13 protein-coding genes and 1 pseudogene are annotated in these 17,471 nt (G+C 63.9%); 11 read left to right on the forward strand and 3 right to left on the reverse strand.

Annotated elements, in window-relative coordinates; translation table 11 throughout:
- Positions 1-106: 106 nt before the first annotated feature.
- Together AC1DIP_RS17105 and AC1DIP_RS17110 are read left to right on the forward strand one after the other, a co-directional pair.
- Positions 107-1,945 carry a glycoside hydrolase family 15 protein gene (locus AC1DIP_RS17105; protein WP_477734453.1) on the forward strand — a complete coding sequence of 613 codons (1,839 nt, stop codon included), beginning with the start codon at positions 107-109 and terminating at the stop codon, positions 1,943-1,945.
- A gap of 225 nt (positions 1,946-2,170) precedes the next feature.
- Complete coding sequence (locus AC1DIP_RS17110) at positions 2,171-3,508, forward strand: MFS transporter (RefSeq protein ID WP_476210861.1); 1,338 nt, start codon at positions 2,171-2,173, stop codon at positions 3,506-3,508.
- A 39-nt stretch (positions 3,509-3,547) separates the two neighbouring features.
- Here the strand turns inward: AC1DIP_RS17110 and AC1DIP_RS17115 are convergent, their stop codons facing one another.
- Positions 3,548-3,814 carry a hypothetical protein gene (locus tag AC1DIP_RS17115; protein WP_476210860.1) on the reverse strand — a complete coding sequence of 89 codons (267 nt, stop codon included), beginning with the start codon at positions 3,812-3,814 and terminating at the stop codon, positions 3,548-3,550.
- Between the two features lie 209 nt (positions 3,815-4,023).
- On the opposite strand from AC1DIP_RS17115, the gene AC1DIP_RS17120 reads away from it, so the two are divergent.
- Positions 4,024-4,482 (forward strand): rhodanese-like domain-containing protein, encoded by a 459-nt coding sequence (locus AC1DIP_RS17120; protein WP_477734454.1) that lies wholly within the window; start codon positions 4,024-4,026, stop codon positions 4,480-4,482.
- Between the two features lie 57 nt (positions 4,483-4,539).
- A complete protein-coding gene (locus AC1DIP_RS17125; RefSeq protein ID WP_477734455.1) occupies positions 4,540-5,481 on the forward strand; it encodes an amidohydrolase family protein in 942 nt (313 codons plus the stop codon).
- On the opposite strand, the gene AC1DIP_RS17130 is transcribed toward AC1DIP_RS17125, so the two are convergent.
- Complete coding sequence (locus AC1DIP_RS17130; RefSeq protein WP_477734456.1) at positions 5,478-6,878, reverse strand: dihydrolipoyl dehydrogenase family protein; 1,401 nt, start codon at positions 6,876-6,878, stop codon at positions 5,478-5,480. The two genes, AC1DIP_RS17125 and AC1DIP_RS17130, sit on opposite strands and share 4 nt — an antisense overlap.
- 244 nt (positions 6,879-7,122) lie before the next feature.
- Here AC1DIP_RS17130 and AC1DIP_RS17135 point away from each other — a divergent pair, with 244 nt between their 5' ends.
- Positions 7,123-7,470 carry a UBP-type zinc finger domain-containing protein gene (locus tag AC1DIP_RS17135; protein WP_477734457.1) on the forward strand — a complete coding sequence of 116 codons (348 nt, stop codon included), beginning with the start codon at positions 7,123-7,125 and terminating at the stop codon, positions 7,468-7,470.
- Positions 7,471-7,986: 516 nt separating this feature from the next.
- Here the strand turns inward: AC1DIP_RS17135 and AC1DIP_RS17140 are convergent.
- Positions 7,987-9,549, reverse strand: coding sequence for a CehA/McbA family metallohydrolase (locus AC1DIP_RS17140; protein ID WP_477734458.1), 1,563 nt, complete (start codon positions 9,547-9,549; stop codon positions 7,987-7,989).
- A gap of 119 nt (positions 9,550-9,668) precedes the next feature.
- Between AC1DIP_RS17140 and AC1DIP_RS17145 the strand changes: the two genes are divergently transcribed.
- From AC1DIP_RS17145 to AC1DIP_RS17170, 6 genes and pseudogenes are all read left to right on the forward strand, one after another.
- The gene (locus AC1DIP_RS17145) at positions 9,669-10,271 is read left to right on the forward strand and encodes a hypothetical protein (RefSeq protein WP_477734459.1); all 603 of its coding nucleotides are present in this window, start codon (positions 9,669-9,671) and stop codon (positions 10,269-10,271) included.
- A gap of 46 nt (positions 10,272-10,317) precedes the next feature.
- Positions 10,318-11,340 carry an LLM class flavin-dependent oxidoreductase gene (locus AC1DIP_RS17150; protein ID WP_477734460.1) on the forward strand — a complete coding sequence of 341 codons (1,023 nt, stop codon included), beginning with the start codon at positions 10,318-10,320 and terminating at the stop codon, positions 11,338-11,340.
- A 154-nt stretch (positions 11,341-11,494) separates the two neighbouring features.
- Positions 11,495-12,191: pseudogene (locus AC1DIP_RS17155) on the forward strand (PfkB family carbohydrate kinase); the annotation flags it as partial.
- A 435-nt stretch (positions 12,192-12,626) separates the two neighbouring features.
- Positions 12,627-13,712: a M4 family metallopeptidase gene (locus AC1DIP_RS17160; RefSeq protein ID WP_477734461.1), complete on the forward strand. Its 1,086-nt coding sequence runs from the start codon at positions 12,627-12,629 to the stop codon at positions 13,710-13,712.
- Positions 13,713-13,845: 133 nt separating this feature from the next.
- Positions 13,846-16,611 (forward strand): hypothetical protein, encoded by a 2,766-nt coding sequence (locus AC1DIP_RS17165; RefSeq protein ID WP_477734462.1) that lies wholly within the window; start codon positions 13,846-13,848, stop codon positions 16,609-16,611.
- 268 nt (positions 16,612-16,879) lie between these two features.
- Positions 16,880-17,251, forward strand: coding sequence for a hypothetical protein (locus AC1DIP_RS17170; RefSeq protein WP_477734463.1), 372 nt, complete (start codon positions 16,880-16,882; stop codon positions 17,249-17,251).
- The last annotated feature ends 220 nt before the right edge of the window (positions 17,252-17,471 follow it).

The raw sequence follows: 17,471 nt of genomic DNA on the forward strand, positions 1-17,471 counted from the left end.
CCAGCAGCCCAGGGCCGCCAACAGATCCCAACACGCCAGGAAGGACCCGTTCAATGGAGATATCGCACAGAGAACCGGCCGGTCGACCCGCACCAAGGGGTGCCTGATGGCGGAGATCAGCGACTATGCGATGGTGGGCGACCTGCACACGGCTGCCCTGGTTGGCCGCAGCGGGTCCATCGACTGGATGTGCCTGCCGAACTTCGATTCACCGGCCTGCTTTGCGGCACTCCTGGACTCCCCGGAGGCGGGACGCTGGCTCCTGGCACCCGCCGGTGCCGGCAACTGCACCCGGCGGCGCTACCGGCCCGGGACGCTGATCCTGGAGACGGAATGGGACACTGCGGACGGCAGCGTACGGGTGACGGACTTCATGCCTGCCCGCGATGACTCCGTCGACATGGTCCGCATCGTGGAGGGTCTCAACGGCAGCGTACCCATGAAGGGCGAACTGCTGCTCCGCTTCGACTACGGGCGCATCGTTCCCTGGGTCAGGCGCATGGATTACGGCATCCGCGCCGTCGCCGGTCCGGACGCCGCTTACCTCAGCACCCCGGCCCCCGTGAAGGGCCAGGACATGCGGACCGTCAGCGAATTCACCGTCAAGGCAGGTGAGCTGGTCCCGTTTGTCCTGCACTGGGCACCCAGCTGGAAGCCCGTTCCGGACCGGACGGACCCCCACCGGGCCCTGGCCTCCACGCAGGCTTTTTGGGATCAGTGGACCGGCCGCAACACCACTGCCGGTCCCTACCAGGACGCTGTCCAGCGGTCCCTCATCACCCTCAAGGCACTGACCTATGCCCCTACGGGCGGCATCGTGGCGGCCCCCACCACGTCCCTGCCCGAGGACCCCGGCGGCAGCCGCAACTGGGACTACCGGTACTGCTGGCTCCGGGACGCCACCCTGACGCTGCAATCCCTGCTCGCCTGCGGTTATACCGAGGAAGCAAGTGCCTGGCGGGAATGGCTGCTGCGGGCCGTCGCCGGGGACCCCGCCGATCTGCAGATCATGTACGGGATCGATGGCACGCGCCGGCTCCCCGAGGCGGAACTTCCATGGCTCCAGGGCTTCAAAGGCTCGAAGCCGGTCCGGACGGGAAACGCAGCGGCACCCCAGCTTCAGCTCGACGTATGGGGCGAGGTACTCGATGGCTTAGCGCTCACCCGGGCCGCTGCCGCTGATGGGGTGGCTGATGATTCCTGGGACATCCAGGTGGCGCTCATGGAATACCTTGAGGGAGCCTGGGACCAGCCGGACAACGGGCTTTGGGAGATGCGCGGCCCACGCCGCAACTTCACCCATTCCAAGGTCATGGCCTGGGTGGCCGCCGACCGGATGGTCAAAGGAGTACAGCAGTACGGGCTGCCCGGTCCCCGGGAGCGATGGGCGGCGCTGCGGAAGCAAATCCACGATGACGTCATGGCCCACGGCTTCGACGAAAAACGCAACACTTTCGTCCAGTCCTACGGAAGTACCGAACTCGACGCCAGCCTGCTGCTCATCCCCCGTGTCGGGTTCCTGCCCCGCAACCATCCACGCGTCGTCGGCACCGTCGAAGCGGTCCAAAAAGACCTCACCCAGGACGGCTTCGTTCTGCGCTACCACCCGGAAGCGGCCAATGACGGGCTGCCCGGAACCGAAGGCGTTTTCCTGGCCTGCTCCTTCTGGCTCGTCGACGCGCTCCAGGGAATAGGGCGCCGGGAGCAGGCCACCGCCCTGTTCGAACGCTTGTTGGCGCTCCGTAACGACGTGGGCCTGCTCAGTGAAGAATGGGACCCGAAAAACCATCGCCAGCTCGGAAACACTCCCCAGGCCTTCAGTCACTTCCCTTTGATCCACTGCGCACTGCAGCTTGAACACGCACGCCCGGGCCCCGGGGCCGTGCCGGGCTCCGTACCCGCACGGGGGTTGGAAGCCCTGGGAAATCCCTCTGGAGCCGCCTAACTTCCTTGCGTTAACGCAATAGTTGCTATTGAATAAGAGAATAATTCGCGTGGGAGGGCTGCAGGCTAACTGACGGCTGCTGGACTCCACCGCCATGTGGCGCGGCCCCCGCACAAGTCCCGCTCCTTCCGTCCTGCACGGAAAGCTGGCCCTTCCGGGGCCCGCGGGAGAGCGTCAGCATGCTGGGGTGCTATCTGATAAGCCATATTGCGAAGGAGCAATCCAATGGCCCGCAACGCCACGTCAGCAACCGCAGTGGGAAACGCCCGGTGGAAGAGGCTGATTCCCGTCGCAATCATCGTCTACATCATCTCGTTCATGGACCGGACCAACATCGGGTTCGCCCTTAACGGCCTCCACCAGGACCTGGGCATCGACGCCGCCCAGCAGGGGCTGGCTGCCGGTATTTTCTTTATTGGCTATCTGGTCCTGCAAATACCAGGCGGCCACCTCGCCGAGCACTGGAGTGCCAAGAAATTTGTCGGCATCATGGTACTCATTTGGGGCGTGTTGGCCGTCCTCTCCGGATTCATCCAGGACTTCACCCAACTGCTCGTGGTCCGCTTCTTCCTCGGCGTGGCCGAGGCCGGAATCTGGCCCGCGATCCTTGTCCTGATCAGCCACTGGTTCCCCGCCGCCGAACGCGCAAGGGCTTACGCGTTCTGGATGATGAACATCGCGATTGCGTCCATCATCACGGCCCCGCTGTCCGGGTGGATACTGTCCTTCTCGGACTGGCGGTGGTTGTTCATCATCGAGGGCATCTTCCCGTTCGTCATCGCCGCGCCGCTGTGGTGGGCCCTGATTGCCGATCACCCGCGGGAAGCGAAGTGGTGCTCCGTCGAGGAGCGCGAGTACATCGAAAATGGACTTGCTGCCGATGCGGCGGCCCATCCACAGCAGGAAAAGCTGGGCCTGCGCCACGTCATCTCCAACTCGGTGGTGTGGCGGCTGACCCTGGTGTACTTCCTCATCCAGATCGGCTTCTACGGCATCAATATCTGGCTCCCGCACGTGATCAAGACGATCACCTCCGGGTCCTCGATCGAGGTCGGCCTCATCACCGCCATCCCGTATGTACTGGCAATGGTGGGCCTCTGGTACAACGCCAAGGCCGCAGACCGCACCGGCCGCTACTCCACCCACGTGCTCCTCTCCATGGCCGTCGGTGCTGTCGCCCTGGTGCTCTCGGTGGCAACCGGGGATAACATTCCGTTCCTTGCAGTCACCCTGATCAGCATCGCCGTCGCCGGAGCCCTGGCCTACGACGGGCCGTTCTGGGCCTCCGCGTCACGCGCCATGCCGGTAGCGGTGGCCGGCACCGCCATGGGACTGATCAATGCGGTGGGGAATCTCGGCGGATTCGTGGGGCCTTACGTGGGCGGGTACCTGCAGGACGTGACGCACGGCAGCTTCCTGGCCACGTCCATCTTCCTGGCTTGCTGCCTGCTCGCCGCCGGCCTGGTGATGCTCAGCCTGCGCCGCGGCGGTGACAGGCCGGTACCGGGCGGACAAGCGGACGGACAGGAGTCCCGGCGCAGGCATGCCGGAAAGGTTAGCTAGTCCACGGAAGCGTCCGTGGCGGGTATTTCTCCGGCAGTTTCACTCAGCGGGCACTTCGTGGGACGGCATCACCTGCGGCACGAGGTGCCCGTGGATCCTCCACCCCTGGGCAGCCGTGAAGCCGGCTAAGGCCGGCCCCTCCCCAAACACACGGCTGTCAGCGGACGCGTGCCGCAGGACCGCGCTGATGCAGGGCAAGCCCATGAGGGCCCTCTGGGCGTACGCCAGCGCTTCATGCAGCGTGCCGCCATTGATGGCAGCCCGGCCCACGGTATGGCTAGTTACGTACTCCAGGAAGTACGGCATAAAACGCAGCTTTGCATATCGCGGAACGCGGTCGTAGAGGCCTTTGTCACGCCCGCGGGCGCACCGCTGCCTTCCTGGACCGTGCATGGATCCATGGCGTGGCGGGTCCGACGAGCGCCCCTCCGTCCATAATCTAAAGAGGGCGACGGACTGGCTTCGCTTTATCGTGGAACCGCCGTCCAAGGGAAACGGGAAGTGCGAGGTAATCGGTGGAACAAGGTCATATTTCCGACAACGATGCTCCGATCACGGTGCACAACGATGATCCGGGCGGTCCTGCCGGGAGTCTTACGATCGACCAGTTGCTCAGGGAATGCCGGATCGGGCTGGACCGTGTCCAGCCTTCCGATCTTGAACGGGAAATGGCAGCGGGTGCGCTTGTTGTCGACACAAGGCCGGCCGATCAGCGGGACCGTGATGGAGAACTTCCCGGGGCAATCACCATCGACCGGAACGTGCTCGAGTGGCGGCTCGACCCATCCAGCCCCCACCGGATCCCCGGCGCCGACGACTTCACCCGGAGGATCGTGGTGGTCTGCAATGAGGGGTACAGTTCCAGCCTCGCCGCCCATACCCTGCAACGGCTGGGGCTGGCTCGGGCCACCGACCTTGTCGGCGGTTTCCAGGCGTGGGCCGCGCTCCGGAAGCAGCCCGGCCAGATGCCCTAAGCCGCGGGACCGGTGGCCTTCCCGCATGGTCCGGACAGGCCCGAAGTCGGAGGGAGCATGAAGATCACAGGACCACGTGGAGACAGCGAAATCCCCGCGTACGTGCGCGCACTGGGCATACCGGGGTTGGCGGATATCCACGTCCATTTCCTCCCGGATCCCATGATGCGCAAAGTCTGGTCGTACTTTGACCATGCAGAGGAGAACTACGGGCGTCCGTGGCCCATCCGGTACCGCACCGATGAGCAAGCCCGGATTGCATCCCTGCGGGACTTCGGCCTGAAAGCCATCCCGGCGCTGACCTACGCACATAAACCCGGCATGGCCCAGTGGCTCAACGACTGGAGCCTGGATTTCTCCCGCCGGGTGCCGGATGCCCTCCAATGCGCGACATTTTATCCCGAACCAGGTGTTGGCCAGTACGTCCGGGGCGCCATCGACGCCGGCGCGAAGCTGTTCAAAGTCCACGTCAAGGTAGGCGGCTTCGCACCCGAAGATCCGCTCCTCGACGACGCATGGGAAGCACTCCAGAGAGCGGGCATCCCTGTGGTAATCCATGCAGGATCGGCCCCACTGGCCGGGACCTTCACGGGCCCCGGGCACATCCAACGGCTGCTGTCCAGGTTTCCGTCGCTGGTGCTGGTGATCGCCCATATGGGCATGCCGGAGTATGACGCCTTCGCAGACCTCGCCACGGACTATCCCGGGGTCTTCCTCGACACGACCATGGTCGGCACCGATTTCACCAACACCTTCGCCCCCATGCCCGGCAGCTACCGGCACCGTCTTTCCGGCTTGCAGGACCGCATTATCCTCGGTTCCGATTTTCCGAACATTCCATACGCCTACGCCCATCAGCTCGAAGCCCTGGACCGGCTGGATCTCGGCGAAGACTGGCTGCGGGCCGTGTTATGGGAGAACGGCGCCCGCCTCCTCGGCCTGCCACGCTCCGGGGGGCCCTGCCCGGCCCGGCTTGACCGTCCGGTCGGCCGGACCTAGTCCTCGAGGAAGGCCGGCGTGAACAGCAGGGTCAGGCCTTCAGCCATGGTCGGGTGGGTGATGATTGCATCGCGAACCTTGGTGTAGTCCAGGTCAGCCAGCATTGCCATTTGCACCACGGCGATGGTTTCGCTGGCGTCAGCACCGTACATGGCGGCACCCAGGATCTTGTCCGTGCGACGGTCAACGACCGCTTTCCAGAACCCATCCAGGTGTCCGACCGTCAGGGCGCGGGGAATGGCGGCCACGGGCATTTTTGCGACGCGGACGTTGTACCCGGCATCCCTGGCCTGCTGTTCGCTGAGCCCTACCCGGCCAAGCTCCGGGGTGGTGAACACGCAATAGGGAATCAACCTGCCCTCGGTGCTGCGCGGCCGCCCGTCCCCGTTGGCAGCGGCAATGTTGGTTTTGAGTATGCGGTAGTCGTCATAGGAAGCGTGCGTGAACTGCGGGGTCCCGGCGGCGTCCCCGGCTGCCCACGTTCGGTCAGCAGAGGTGCGCAGCTGGTCATCGACCCTGATGAATCCGTTGTCGTCCAGGTCGACGCCGGCATTCTGGAGATTTGCGCCGTCGGTCACCGGCCTTCTCCCCACCGCCACCAGGACGTCCTCGGCGGTGACGGTCTCCCCTGAGGAGAGGGTGACGACTGCGTTTCCGTCCGCGGCCCTGGTGATTTCCTCGGCCCTCTCCCCCACGAGCACGGTGATGCCCGCTGCCGTGAACTTTTGCTCGACGGCAGCAGCAACGTCCGCGTCCTCCCGGGCGAGCAGTTGACCACGACTTTGGACGATGGTGACGTCGACGCCGATGGTGTTGAGGAGATCGGCGAATTCGCAGCCAATGTATCCGCCGCCCAAAATGACCATGCTCGAGGGCATCGACCGGAGCTCCAACAGGGTGTTGGAAGTCTGGACGCTGGATTCCGCCAGTCCCTTGATGGGCGGCAGGAGCGGCTCGGTGCCGAGGTTCAGCACGACGTCGGCCCCGCGCAGGGTGCGCGTGCCGCCGGCCTCCAGCCGTACCTCCACAGTCCGGGGAGCCACAAACGACGCCTCGCCAAGGATGAAGTCCATGCCCGAATCGCTGAAGGAGGATCGCTGGCCGGCGACCATGGTCTCCACGACGTCCTCCTTGCGGCGGCGCAGCATTTGGAGGTCCATGAGCGGTTGCCCGGTCCCGGAGACCCCGAATTCGGAGGCCCTGCGGACGGTAGCCAAAACCCGGCCGCTGTTAATGAGGGTCTTGGTGGGAATACACGCCACATTGATGCAGGTTCCGCCGACCATGGAGCGTTCGACCATAGCGACCGCCCTGCCGGCCCGGGCAGAGTCCATTGCCAGCGTTTTCCCTGCCTTTCCGCCGCCGATCACCAGCAGGTCCACGTCTTCGATGTCCATACCGTTCCTCCCCTGCCTTCGGTTCCAGCGGCCATAGCGCCCACCAGTACGGTACGCGCCCGCGGCCCGGCCTTACAGGGAACTGACTCCCGAACCGCACGCAGTTTTGGCACAGGGATGCCGGCACGGTGCGGGCCCAGGGACATTCATCGCTCCGCTGTGTCCCTTCAGGCCGGCCACGCAGTGGCCTATCCTGCAGGGGATGCATCAGTTTCAGGCATGCTCCACCAAAGGAACCCGCAAGATGAGCCTTCCCCCAGGAATCGATCCTTCCGCGCGGCCAAGCGGTACGGGCTGTGCAGAGTGCGAGAACCAGGGCGGGTGGTGGTTCCACTTGCGCCGGTGCGCCCAATGCGGCCACATCGGCTGCTGTGACTCCTCGCCGTCCCAGCATGCCAGCGCGCACGCGGCCGCCACCGGCCACCCTTTTGTCTGTTCCTTTGAACCCGGCGAGGACTGGTTCTGGAATTACGCCACGGAGGAATACTACGAAGGGACGGTACTGGCGCCGCCCCAACACCGGCCGCTCAGCCAGCCCGTCCCGGGCCCGGCAGGACGGGTGCCTTCGGACTGGGAGCGCCACCTGCACTGACGTGCCCATCCTCCGTTCCGCCCACCGCGTGGCCGGCGCCGAGGCCAGCAGGGGACTCCCCCGTGCTGGCGCGGTAGTAGCGAATCCACACCCTGCGTTTGGCGGCCAGCGCCGTGGCACTGGCCGCCTTCCATTACGCTCGGACCGCGGCGCTCAGCGCACGTTGATCGGTCCCTCCAACCCCAACTGAGGGCACGGATACCAAGGGCCGGGGAAGTCGCCGTAACCGCGGGCGGGAAGAATTCCCGCCCGCGCGGTGCGGAGTTTCACCCGCGTCTGCCCGGCGTGCGGTCCTATGCTGTGGCCATGCACCCCTTAATGGCGATCGGCCTGGTGTTCCTCACCTGGTTTGCCTGGACGGGCACCATACTGACCTTGTTGGTGTCCCTCGCAAAAGCCCGACGGCGGACGTCCGCCCGCGCCGGACACAGTGCTGAAGCTGCCCGGGCCAGACCCGCTGACATGGCGTCGGTCAGGACATAGCAGCCCTTTGCCCACTCCCCTGCGCTGTCACGGTTATTTGGCCCCGAGAAAGATCGGGTTGGTCAACGCAGCCATAGGGCCCAGCAAGAGCGCTACGCCCATGTTGGTACCGTTGCTGGCTGTTCCGTCGGCCATGGGGTGGCGCACTTCGGCCCTGACATAAGCGGAAAGCTGGGCGGTGGTGACCCAGGTGTGCGAGCCCTGGCCGGAGGCCGGGAGGGTGACTTGCTGGGTCTGCCCCTCGTCGGTGATGATCCGGATGGCGCCGTTGGGGATCCCGCTGACTTTCACGCTGACGGTCACGGGAGCATCGGACTTAACGTCGAGCCTCTCCCCTACGCCTGCCTTACGGCCGCCCGCGGATACTTCGAAGTCCAGGGCGATGTCTGCGGATTCGGCTATCCAGCTGCGCCCATTGCGGATGCCGTCGAGGACGGCGTCGTGCGAAAGGGCCGCGGCGTTGACCGCGTTGTGTGGTAGGCCGATGACCTGCGGCTCGCTGTGGGCATCGCTGTTGCCCATGGCCGGGATCCAGCGTCCGCCTGTGCGCACCGAATGGGCGAGCATCGAGTCCCATGTGTTGATGGCATACTCGTCGTCCACGGTCCACGGGCCGGTCCAGACTTCGACGGCGTCCGCATCGTCGTAGCCGAACTTCCAGCGGCAGGCGACATACGGGCAGTACGGGTGGGCGGGGACCACCAGGCCTCCGGCGGCGTGGATGTGCTGGGCCTCCTGCTCGAAGCCCTTGTCACGGGCGCGGTAGCGCCAGTCGATCCAGTCGCCTGGTTCGATGCCCAGTGCGAGGTAGTGGCCGTTGCGGGTGGTGACTTCCTCCCCGGTGAGGATGAGCAGGTCGTCACCGGCCAAGGGGCCCCAAACTCCGTGGGAGGCAGGAGTGTTGTGGTCAGTGCTGATCATGAAGTCTAGTTTCGCTGCCCTCGCTCCGGCAGCGACTTCCGCAGGGGTGCGCTTGCCATCGGAGTAGATGGTGTGGAGATGGGCGTCTCCGCGGTACCAGCCAGGTCCGCGGCCGTTTACCTGCTTGGCCGGGTACTGAGGACGGAAAGGGGGGCCGTCCGGGCCGTAGTCGAGGGTGACGTTGACGGTATAGTCCATGCCCTGTTCGGCCACCTGGTACGGGCCAAGTGCGATATTCCAGGTGCCTTTGCCCACAGGTCCTGGCAGGTACCCTGGGGTGGCTTCGGCGGCGCTGATGAAGAACTCAGTACGGAAGCCGCCCGACCAGCCACGGAATCCCTTTCCGGCAAGGTCGGTGCCCTTCTCGTCGAAGACTCCGATGTCGCAGGCGTTGGACAGGAGTCCCGGAGTAACCGAGGGTTTGCTGTAGCTGTAGGAAACGCTGATCTTGTTTACGCCGGCCGGCACCTCAACTGGCAGGTACACGAAGTCAGCGGCACCAGGATCGAGGTGCCCGGTGATCGTCTTGGTCCTGCTGGCGCCGGTATCGGCAGCGGCAAAGGACATGGGTGCCAGGGTCACGGCGGCACCGGCCAGCGCAGCGGCAAGGAATCCGCGGCGGGAAGGGGACAGGAAGACACTTTCAGCCTCGTGGGCCTTACATGGTGAAGTCACCGCCCGAGTCTCACCATGCGGACTGAACGGCAGGCGACGAGCAGGCGAATACCGGGAGAACCGCTGTACTTAATTAGTAGTCGAGTAGCAGTTCTTGGATCGCCCGGTTTCCATCCGGCATGGTTGCCTCAGTGGGCGGCCACGACCACCATGGAATTGTGGCCATGAACGCCGTCCGGCACCGACTGGTTCTGTCCCTGTGCCTGCTGGTCCCACTGGCAGCAGCGGCGGGGTGCGCCTATGACTACCCGGACCCGGCCAACAGGACGCCGGCCGAACCCGGCGGTACTCCCGTACCCCGGTCCCCCCGGGGAACGGAGGCCGCCACCCCGACGCCGGACCCACTGGTCCTTGAACGGGAGGTCCGGAACTACCAGGAGCTGGACGGAATACTTAAGTCCGTGCCGGGGCCGGTCCTTCTCTTTCAGGAAGGGCCGCTTGACGGCCCTGCCCGGGGTTTTGGCACAATCGAGCAGGTGCCTGCGGCCGGCCGATACACAGTGACGGCAGCCTGCGTTGGCGGCGCCAGCGCCAAGATCTTCATCCGGCAGGAGAATCCCAAGGTCACCCTCTGGCCCGTCGAGCTCACTGTGGACTGCCCGGGGGCGGCGTCACAGGTGATCACGCTCCAGGAAGGCTACGTCTCCGCGCACCTGTCCTTGCCGGGGCCCGCAGGGACACCGTGGACGGGCGCGGTCGGCGGAGTACGCGTGACCGGTTGAACCGCCCGGTGGAATAGGAACGTCCGCTGGCATGTTGGCTGTGGGTGTGAAGAGCATCGGATTTTTGTCCTTCGGCCATTGGACCGACCACCCGGAGTCCGGCACACGCAGCGCATCGGACGCGCTATTGCAGGCCATCGACCTGGCCGTCGCGGCAGAGGAGCTGGGAGCAGACGGCGCGTACTTCCGCGTCCATCACTTCGCGCAGCAGTATGCATCCCCGTTCCCGCTGCTGGCGGCAATCGGGGCGCGCACGAACCGCATCGAAATCGGTACCGGCGTGATCGACATGCGTTACGAGAATCCGCTTTATATGGCGGAGGACGCAGGCGCGGCCGACCTGATTTCCGGCGGCCGGCTGCAGCTTGGCATCAGCCGAGGTTCACCCGAGCAGGTCATCGACGGGTGGCGCTACTTCGGTTTCGCCCCGAACGAGGGGGAATCGGATGCGGACATGGGCCGCCGTCATACTGAGCGCTTGCTTGAGGTGCTCAGGGGGGAGGGCTTCGCGGCCCCGAGCCCCCGACCGATGTTCCCCAATCCTCCGGGTTTGCTGCGCATTGAGCCGTACTCGGAAGGGCTGCGGGACCGTATTTGGTGGGGTTCCGGCTCGAACGCAACGGCGGTCTGGGCCGCGAAGCTCGGCATGAACCTGCAGAGTTCCACTCTCAAGGATGACGAGAGCGGCAAGCCCTTCCACGTCCAGCAGGCCGAGCAGATCGAACTGTACCGGCAGGCCTGGAAGGAGGCCGGGCACAAACGGGAGCCCCGCGTCTCAGTCAGCCGCAGCATCTTCGCCCTGACGAACGACCTCGACTGGCGATACTTTGGCCGTGACCGCCGGAGCTCCGACCAGATCGGCAACATTGACGAGAAAACCAGGGCGATTTTTGGCCGCTCCTATGCTGGCGCCCCTGATGAGCTGGCTGCGATGTTGGCCAAAGATGAAGCGATCGCCGCGGCAGACACCCTGCTGCTGACTGTTCCCAACCAACTTGGTGTGAATTACAACGCACACGTCATTGAGTCGATCCTGAAGGAGGTGGCTCCGCAGCTCGGCTGGCGCTGAGCCGCCGCTGGTTCGGTCCCAGTCGGACGCCCGGTGCGGGTCCACCGGTCTGCATTCCGGTCCCGGACAGCGAGATGCGGACCGGCGTTCCGCCGGGTCCTTAACACGCACCCAATTGACGCGTAGAGGAGCCTCGGTTCCCGCCCGCTCCGGAATCGTTACGCGAACGGCAACCGCCACCGCCACCCTTGGGCACGATGGGTCCGCCACATACGACTTCGATATCCACTGGGACCTGCCACCAACAGCGCCGACCTGCTTCCCCAAAATCCTCCACACGGGTTCCATAGCCAGCTTCCTGAACCCAGGCGCCAAAGCTGTCAAAGCCCTGCTCGAACAAGCCCACGCGCAGTGCACCATCACCTACGATCCGAACATCAGGCCATCCCTGCTCGGCAGCCACGCTGAAACGAAGGCGACCTTCGAAGAACTTCTCTCCCTGACCGACGTCGTCAAGCTCAGCGACGAAGACGCCCATTGGCTCTATCCAGGAAAAACCCTCGACGACATCGCAACCCCACATCCTCGAATTGGGCGCGGGCCTGGCGGTGATAACCAAGGGGGCTGCAGGCTCTCAATTCACTTCCCCGAACGCAAAGGTCACGGTTCCGGCGGCAAAGGCCACAGTCAAGGACACCATCGGCGCCGGAGACTCCTACATGGCCGCCCTGATCATGGGCCTCTTAGCCCGCGGCACCGAAGGCTTCGCGCCCGCCGTTCTGGAGGAACTGGGACGCACCGCAGCCGCGGCCGCAGCCATCACGGTCCAGCGGGCGGGAGCGAATCCACCGACGCTCGAGGAACTGAGGGCTGCCGGCGAAGCACCCAGGTCGTGGGGTATCGGCTTGTGAGTTGAGGGTGCGGCCGGGTCCTTGTCGACAATCCCATTTCAGCTCGGTAGCACACGCGACTTACCCGAGTTAAGCAAGGGCCAATAGCCCCTGGCAGGTAGGGGCGCCCGCTCCTAAGGTACCCGCAGCGGGCAATGCTGCGGGCCGACGGTCTTCATTACGCATAAGGACGGCCTTCCCCAGCCGTACGATGAGCCCCTGGAACGGGGCACTTTATGTATGGAGAACAGGGCAGGCCCATTGGCTTTCCGCCGGCCACGAATCCAGCATCATATCGGACCGGGAACCCGTCCTCGCGCCCCGCTGCGAACATCTACGGGCTGACCCCGCCGCGGCGTGGCAGCTGCCTTCCTTTGCAGGTGGCTTGGAGAAAGCATCCAGGCACCAGGCGCTCACAGCTATTGGCGTCAAAGTACTGACTGTAAGGAGATCATCATGTATGAACGTACCTGCCGCGGAGTGGAACCTGCCATGCTTGGCCGCTCCCTTGCCTGCATCCTTCCCCCGGACCTATTGATCGAACTGGCCCGGAGCGCTGACCCGGACCATAGGGAGGTGCTGTTGTCCACGCTGGCCATCGATCAAGGACTCCGGGTCTCCCGGGCCGAGGTCGCAGCACGCACTCTCCCGCATCCCACGGCCCTTCAGCGCACGACGGCAGGGGGTGCCCCCAACCGCAGAATCTACGACCAAGCACATTCCAGTGACCAGACACCGGGGAGGCTTGTGCGCTCCGAAGGAGACCCGGCGAGCGCCGACCAATCCGTAAACCAGGCTTATGACAACTTCGGTTACACGTACGCCCTCTACTGGGACATCTTCCACCGTGACTCGATCGATGACCAGGGCATGCCACTCGAGGGATTTGTTCATTTCGGCACAGACTATGACAACGCTTTTTACGACGGAGCCGGGCACATGTACTTCGGTGACGGCGACGGGAAGACACTCACAGACACCACCAAAGGCACCGACGTCGTCGGCCACGAGCTCACGCACGGCGTGACACAGCACGAAGCGAACCTGACCTACTCCGGTCAGTCCGGTGCGCTCAACGAATCGTGCTCGGATGTTTTCGGCGTTCTGGTCAAGCAGTACCACCTCGGCCAATCAGCACAACAAGCGGACTGGCTTATCGGCGCCGACATTGTCGGGCCGCTTCTCTCCCCCGCCCTCCGCTCGATGAAGGCACCCGGTACCGCCAACCAGTACGACCACCAGCCTGCGACGATGGACGGTTACGTCCGGACTACCACCGACAATGGCGGCGTCCACACCAACTCCGGAATCCCAAACCACGCGTTCTATCTCGTTGCCACCGCGATTGGAGGCAACGCATGGGAAGCACCCGGACAGATCTGGTACGACACCCTTGCCGACCCTCGACTACATCCGAATGCAACCTTCAGTTCGTTCGCTGCCCTCACCCTCCGGTCCGCCCGAACCCGCTACGGTGCGGCAAGCTCCGAAGCAAACGCCGTCACGTCAGCGTGGGATGCTGTCAAAGTCCGGGTTCGCTGAAGGGCCTGGCGGGGCCAGGCAATTGGAGAGGTAGTACACGGCGTCAGTTCGGCTGAAACTCCAAACTCTGGACTTCTACCGTCAAGAGTCGTACCCTACGGGCACCAGCTGGGGAAGCCGCCAAGGAGGAGGCATGTCCTCAGCGTTGGAAATTCTCGAGCTTCGCGTCCACGGGGTCCGTAACACCCCGCCCTATGAAATGTTGGGAGAAGACGCCGGCGATGTGGTCCCGGCGGACGCTGACGGCATCAAACTCGTTGACAAACTGGCTGGGTTCTACAAGGTTAGGCAGTCACCCTCAGGCACGACTTCGGTATCGGATTCGAAAACCCGTCTGGAAGCATACAGCTGGGGCAAGCTGGACCGCTTCGCGCCGAACGGATTTCTGGGCAAAACCCTCCGGGCACTCTATAACCTTGGCTGGTTCTTAATTGCCCCGTTCGGTTTTGCCAACGCCGCCTACTGGGCCCGTGTCCTCAAAGCTGATGACCGACGCGGTGACGGTGTCGACCCAGGAACAGGGGCGGCGCTCGTACGTCTTTTCAGTCTGCTGTTGACGCTTTTGCTGGCTACTGCCGTCGCCACGGCCGCCATGGACTTTATCGCCGTCCAGTGCTATCGCGTCGCCGCAAACGGACAGCCCCAGGTCTGCAATGCATTGCCGCACTGGTTCGATGGGCTCCGGGGCTTGACGCGGGGCCAACGACTTGCAGCAGTCTCAACCTTTCCGATCCTCGCCGTGGCTCTACTGGCCGCCATCAGCCTGTCCAGCGATGTTCGTTTTCGCACCCGGTTCACGGATCAGAAACGTGTCCACCGCAATGCCCATCTCCCCAAAAAACGAGAACGCCGCAATACAGAAAACAGGTTGAAAGGCGCCCCCGTCCTCACTGCACCACGGTTGTGGATCCGGCGGGTGAACTCGCCAACCGGAGTGGCGCACATTGCCGCCAGTGTCCTGCTTGTGACTTTCCTGCTCGCTGCCGACCTCAAAACAAGTTCCGCGGAGGACGCCGGCATCGCCACCACGTTGATAACTATTTCGTGCCTGCTCCTGGCAGTCGTAGCGGGCTCCGTCATGTACTGGGGATCGGAAAGCATCCGTGCACCTTTGAGAGTCAAGTCTTCGCGGATGGCCTGGGCCGTAGCCCTCCTCCTTTCCAGCTTCGCCGTCTACCTTTATGCGATCGTGGCGATCTGCCAGGCCACCACTGCTGACCAAGCAGCCTCCTTCACCGTGGCCCAACTGGTGCCGACCGTGCTGGTTGCGCTGCTGGCAATACTTGCGACGTCAGGGTCCCTTATGCGCCTGGCCCCGAACGCCGCCGTCGCTTGGGGAACAGTGTTGTGGTGTTGCGCGCTCATCGGCGTCTTGCTCATCATCAGCCGCTGGAGTTCTTCACCTATGTCCGTGACTGCGGCCTTCGGCGTGTGTGCTGCCTGCCTGCTGGCCGTGGCAACATCCCTGATGAATCAGCGTGACAGGGCGCCCGAGCGGCCACTCGGTCGACAGGCTGAAGCGTGGCATGGTCTGGCTCCCGCCGTGATGATGTATCTCAGCCTCCTGCTTGCTGCCTTCTACTCAAGCGCCATCGTCGTAGGTGTCGGCAACTGGTTACAGTCTGGCGGCCTCCTTTGGCAACAGGATGCCACCCATCCGCTATTCCGCACGCTGCTAAAGGACGACGGGGCCGCCATCTCAATCCCTTTCCTCTATTGGGCAGCAGGCGGAGTGATGGTTCTCCTGGTCCTTGCAGCCATACTCATCCTGAGTACGCTCATGTTGAGCAGCCTCTGGATCGGTCAAGGAGTTGCGGATCCCTCGATCGATGACACCGAACGACCCTACGAATCGGAAATCATGGCTGTCCGCCGCAGAAGCGCCTTGCTCCAGCGCGGTGAGCGCGTCGTGGAGCTTGCAGCAGGAGCCACCATGCTCGGTGTCGTCGTGGTCCTGGCCCTGACGATTCTCCATGAGGACGGCGCAGGCCACCAGTGGCTACACCACCTGTGGTTCTGGAACACGCTCGCCCCTGCCGGCACCGGGATAGCCACAAGCGCACTGACAGCGGCGGGGGTGCTGATACTGGGCGTGGCAGTCTCCAGCGCTGTCGTCGGAACAGGCAGGCCATTGGGCTTGCTCTGGGACCTGGTGGCCTGGCTGCCCCGGGCAGGCCACCCGTTTGGCCCCGCCTGCTACTCCGAACGCGTTGTACCCGAACTTGCAAACCGAATGCTCCAATGGCTCACCGACCAGAAAAAAGTGGATGATCCGGCGGTGCTCGATCAAGTGCAGCCCGCGCGTCGCATCCTCCTGGCCGCACACAGTCTGGGAGCCGTTCTGGGCATCGCCGCGCTGTATCACCTCGCCGCCATAGTCCAACATAGGGAGTTCGAAGCTGCGGCAAACAACATCGATGCCAAAGCAGCCAAGGAGGCCACCAACATAAAGGTCCGGGAACTTCTATCCAGAATCAGGTTGCTTACATTCGGTGTCCAGCTCCGCCCCTACTTCGGCAGGTTCTTCCCCGACCTATGGGGGCCGGCTGTCCTGGGAACCCCCGGTATACAGGGGCCGAGATACTTCGGAAGCGATCCGTGGTCAGGCCGCTTTCTGCCCGCGCCGCCTCTACCGTCCGAAGGCCAGCTCTCGGGGCTGCTTGGCAGCGGCGCAACGGGACCAGGAGTCTGGTTGAATATCTGGCGCCGGACGGACTACCTGGGATTCCCTGTCTACTCGTATCCGCACGACACTTCAGATACGAACTCACTGGACGCCACAGCCTGTGAGATCGAACCTGACTCCTACCAGGCGCTAGTGGCAACCCATGGAAACTACTTCAAAACCAACAGGTATGCCCTCGCCCGCGAGTCGTTACTGGACCAATGGGAACTCTAAGGACACGGACAGCATCCACCATGGAGGCACCCGTGGCTACAGCTGAGACACGGGATGCAGCCGCTTATAGTTTCGTCACGCACGAAAAACACAGGTTGACGTGACTGCCAAATAGGTTTTATCACTCCCAAATCGTTGCGGTGCGGAGGACGCCATGAAGAAAGACCCAGGAACCCGTGAACAACTTTCCGAGCTGATTGAGCAGCGGCGAGCGAGTATAAGGTCTTTTCTCCAACGGGCCCGGCCCCGTCGGAGCAGGTTAACCAACATGAGCGTCATAGGAAGCGCGCTGGCGGCGGCACTAACTGTCGGACCAGCGGCCGGCGGGACCAAATTTACTGAAGGTGCACAGGCCCTGCTGTCATTAGAGGACGACTCGACCGTATGGCGCGTGCTATGCCTGCTGGCAGCACTTTCATCACTGACTGCAGCCGTGTCTACAGGTTTGGCCAACTCCCACGAGCTCGCGGCCCGTGTCAGCGCCGCAGAAGCCTGCAATGCAGAGTTGGCCGGCCTGGAAGGAGCACTCTCTTTTGGCCACCTTCGCCTCGAGGACGCCGTCCAGCTTTACCAGCAATACATCGCCAAGGTCCCATTTGTCGACGACACACCCCTTCCTTCGTCGACTGGCGCTGGATAAGCGGGCCTCAGCAACCGCGCCCCGAGTCCGGCGGTTGTGCGGTTGCGCGGTTGAGCGCCTCCCCTTCTATTCGAGTACACGCTACTCGTGCCATGGACCCCAGCCGGCGGGTAGTCTCCGTCGAGGACCACTTGGACCACCTGGCCCCGTATGAGGAATGAGAAAGAAGATGGGCTCCGTTTCCACATCTGAAGGGACCGCTCGAAACAATGCTGGGTCC

Source organism: Pseudarthrobacter sp. 05T312, assembly GCF_056396685.1.

Coding starts and splice junctions, on each gene's coding strand:
- AC1DIP_RS17110 (WP_476210861.1), top strand. CDS start 2,171: ATGGCCCGCAACGCCACGTCAGCAACCGCAGTGGGAAACGCCCGGTGG.
- AC1DIP_RS17115 (WP_476210860.1), bottom strand. CDS start 3,814: ATGCCGTACTTCCTGGAGTACGTAACTAGCCATACCGTGGGCCGGGCT.
- AC1DIP_RS17170 (WP_477734463.1), top strand. CDS start 16,880: ATGAGCGTCATAGGAAGCGCGCTGGCGGCGGCACTAACTGTCGGACCA.
- AC1DIP_RS17165 (WP_477734462.1), top strand. CDS start 13,846: ATGTCCTCAGCGTTGGAAATTCTCGAGCTTCGCGTCCACGGGGTCCGT.
- AC1DIP_RS17145 (WP_477734459.1), top strand. CDS start 9,669: ATGGTTGCCTCAGTGGGCGGCCACGACCACCATGGAATTGTGGCCATG.
- AC1DIP_RS17130 (WP_477734456.1), bottom strand. CDS start 6,878: ATGGACATCGAAGACGTGGACCTGCTGGTGATCGGCGGCGGAAAGGCA.
- AC1DIP_RS17160 (WP_477734461.1), top strand. CDS start 12,627: ATGTATGAACGTACCTGCCGCGGAGTGGAACCTGCCATGCTTGGCCGC.
- AC1DIP_RS17135 (WP_477734457.1), top strand. CDS start 7,123: ATGAGCCTTCCCCCAGGAATCGATCCTTCCGCGCGGCCAAGCGGTACG.
- AC1DIP_RS17125 (WP_477734455.1), top strand. CDS start 4,540: ATGAAGATCACAGGACCACGTGGAGACAGCGAAATCCCCGCGTACGTG.
- AC1DIP_RS17105 (WP_477734453.1), top strand. CDS start 107: ATGGCGGAGATCAGCGACTATGCGATGGTGGGCGACCTGCACACGGCT.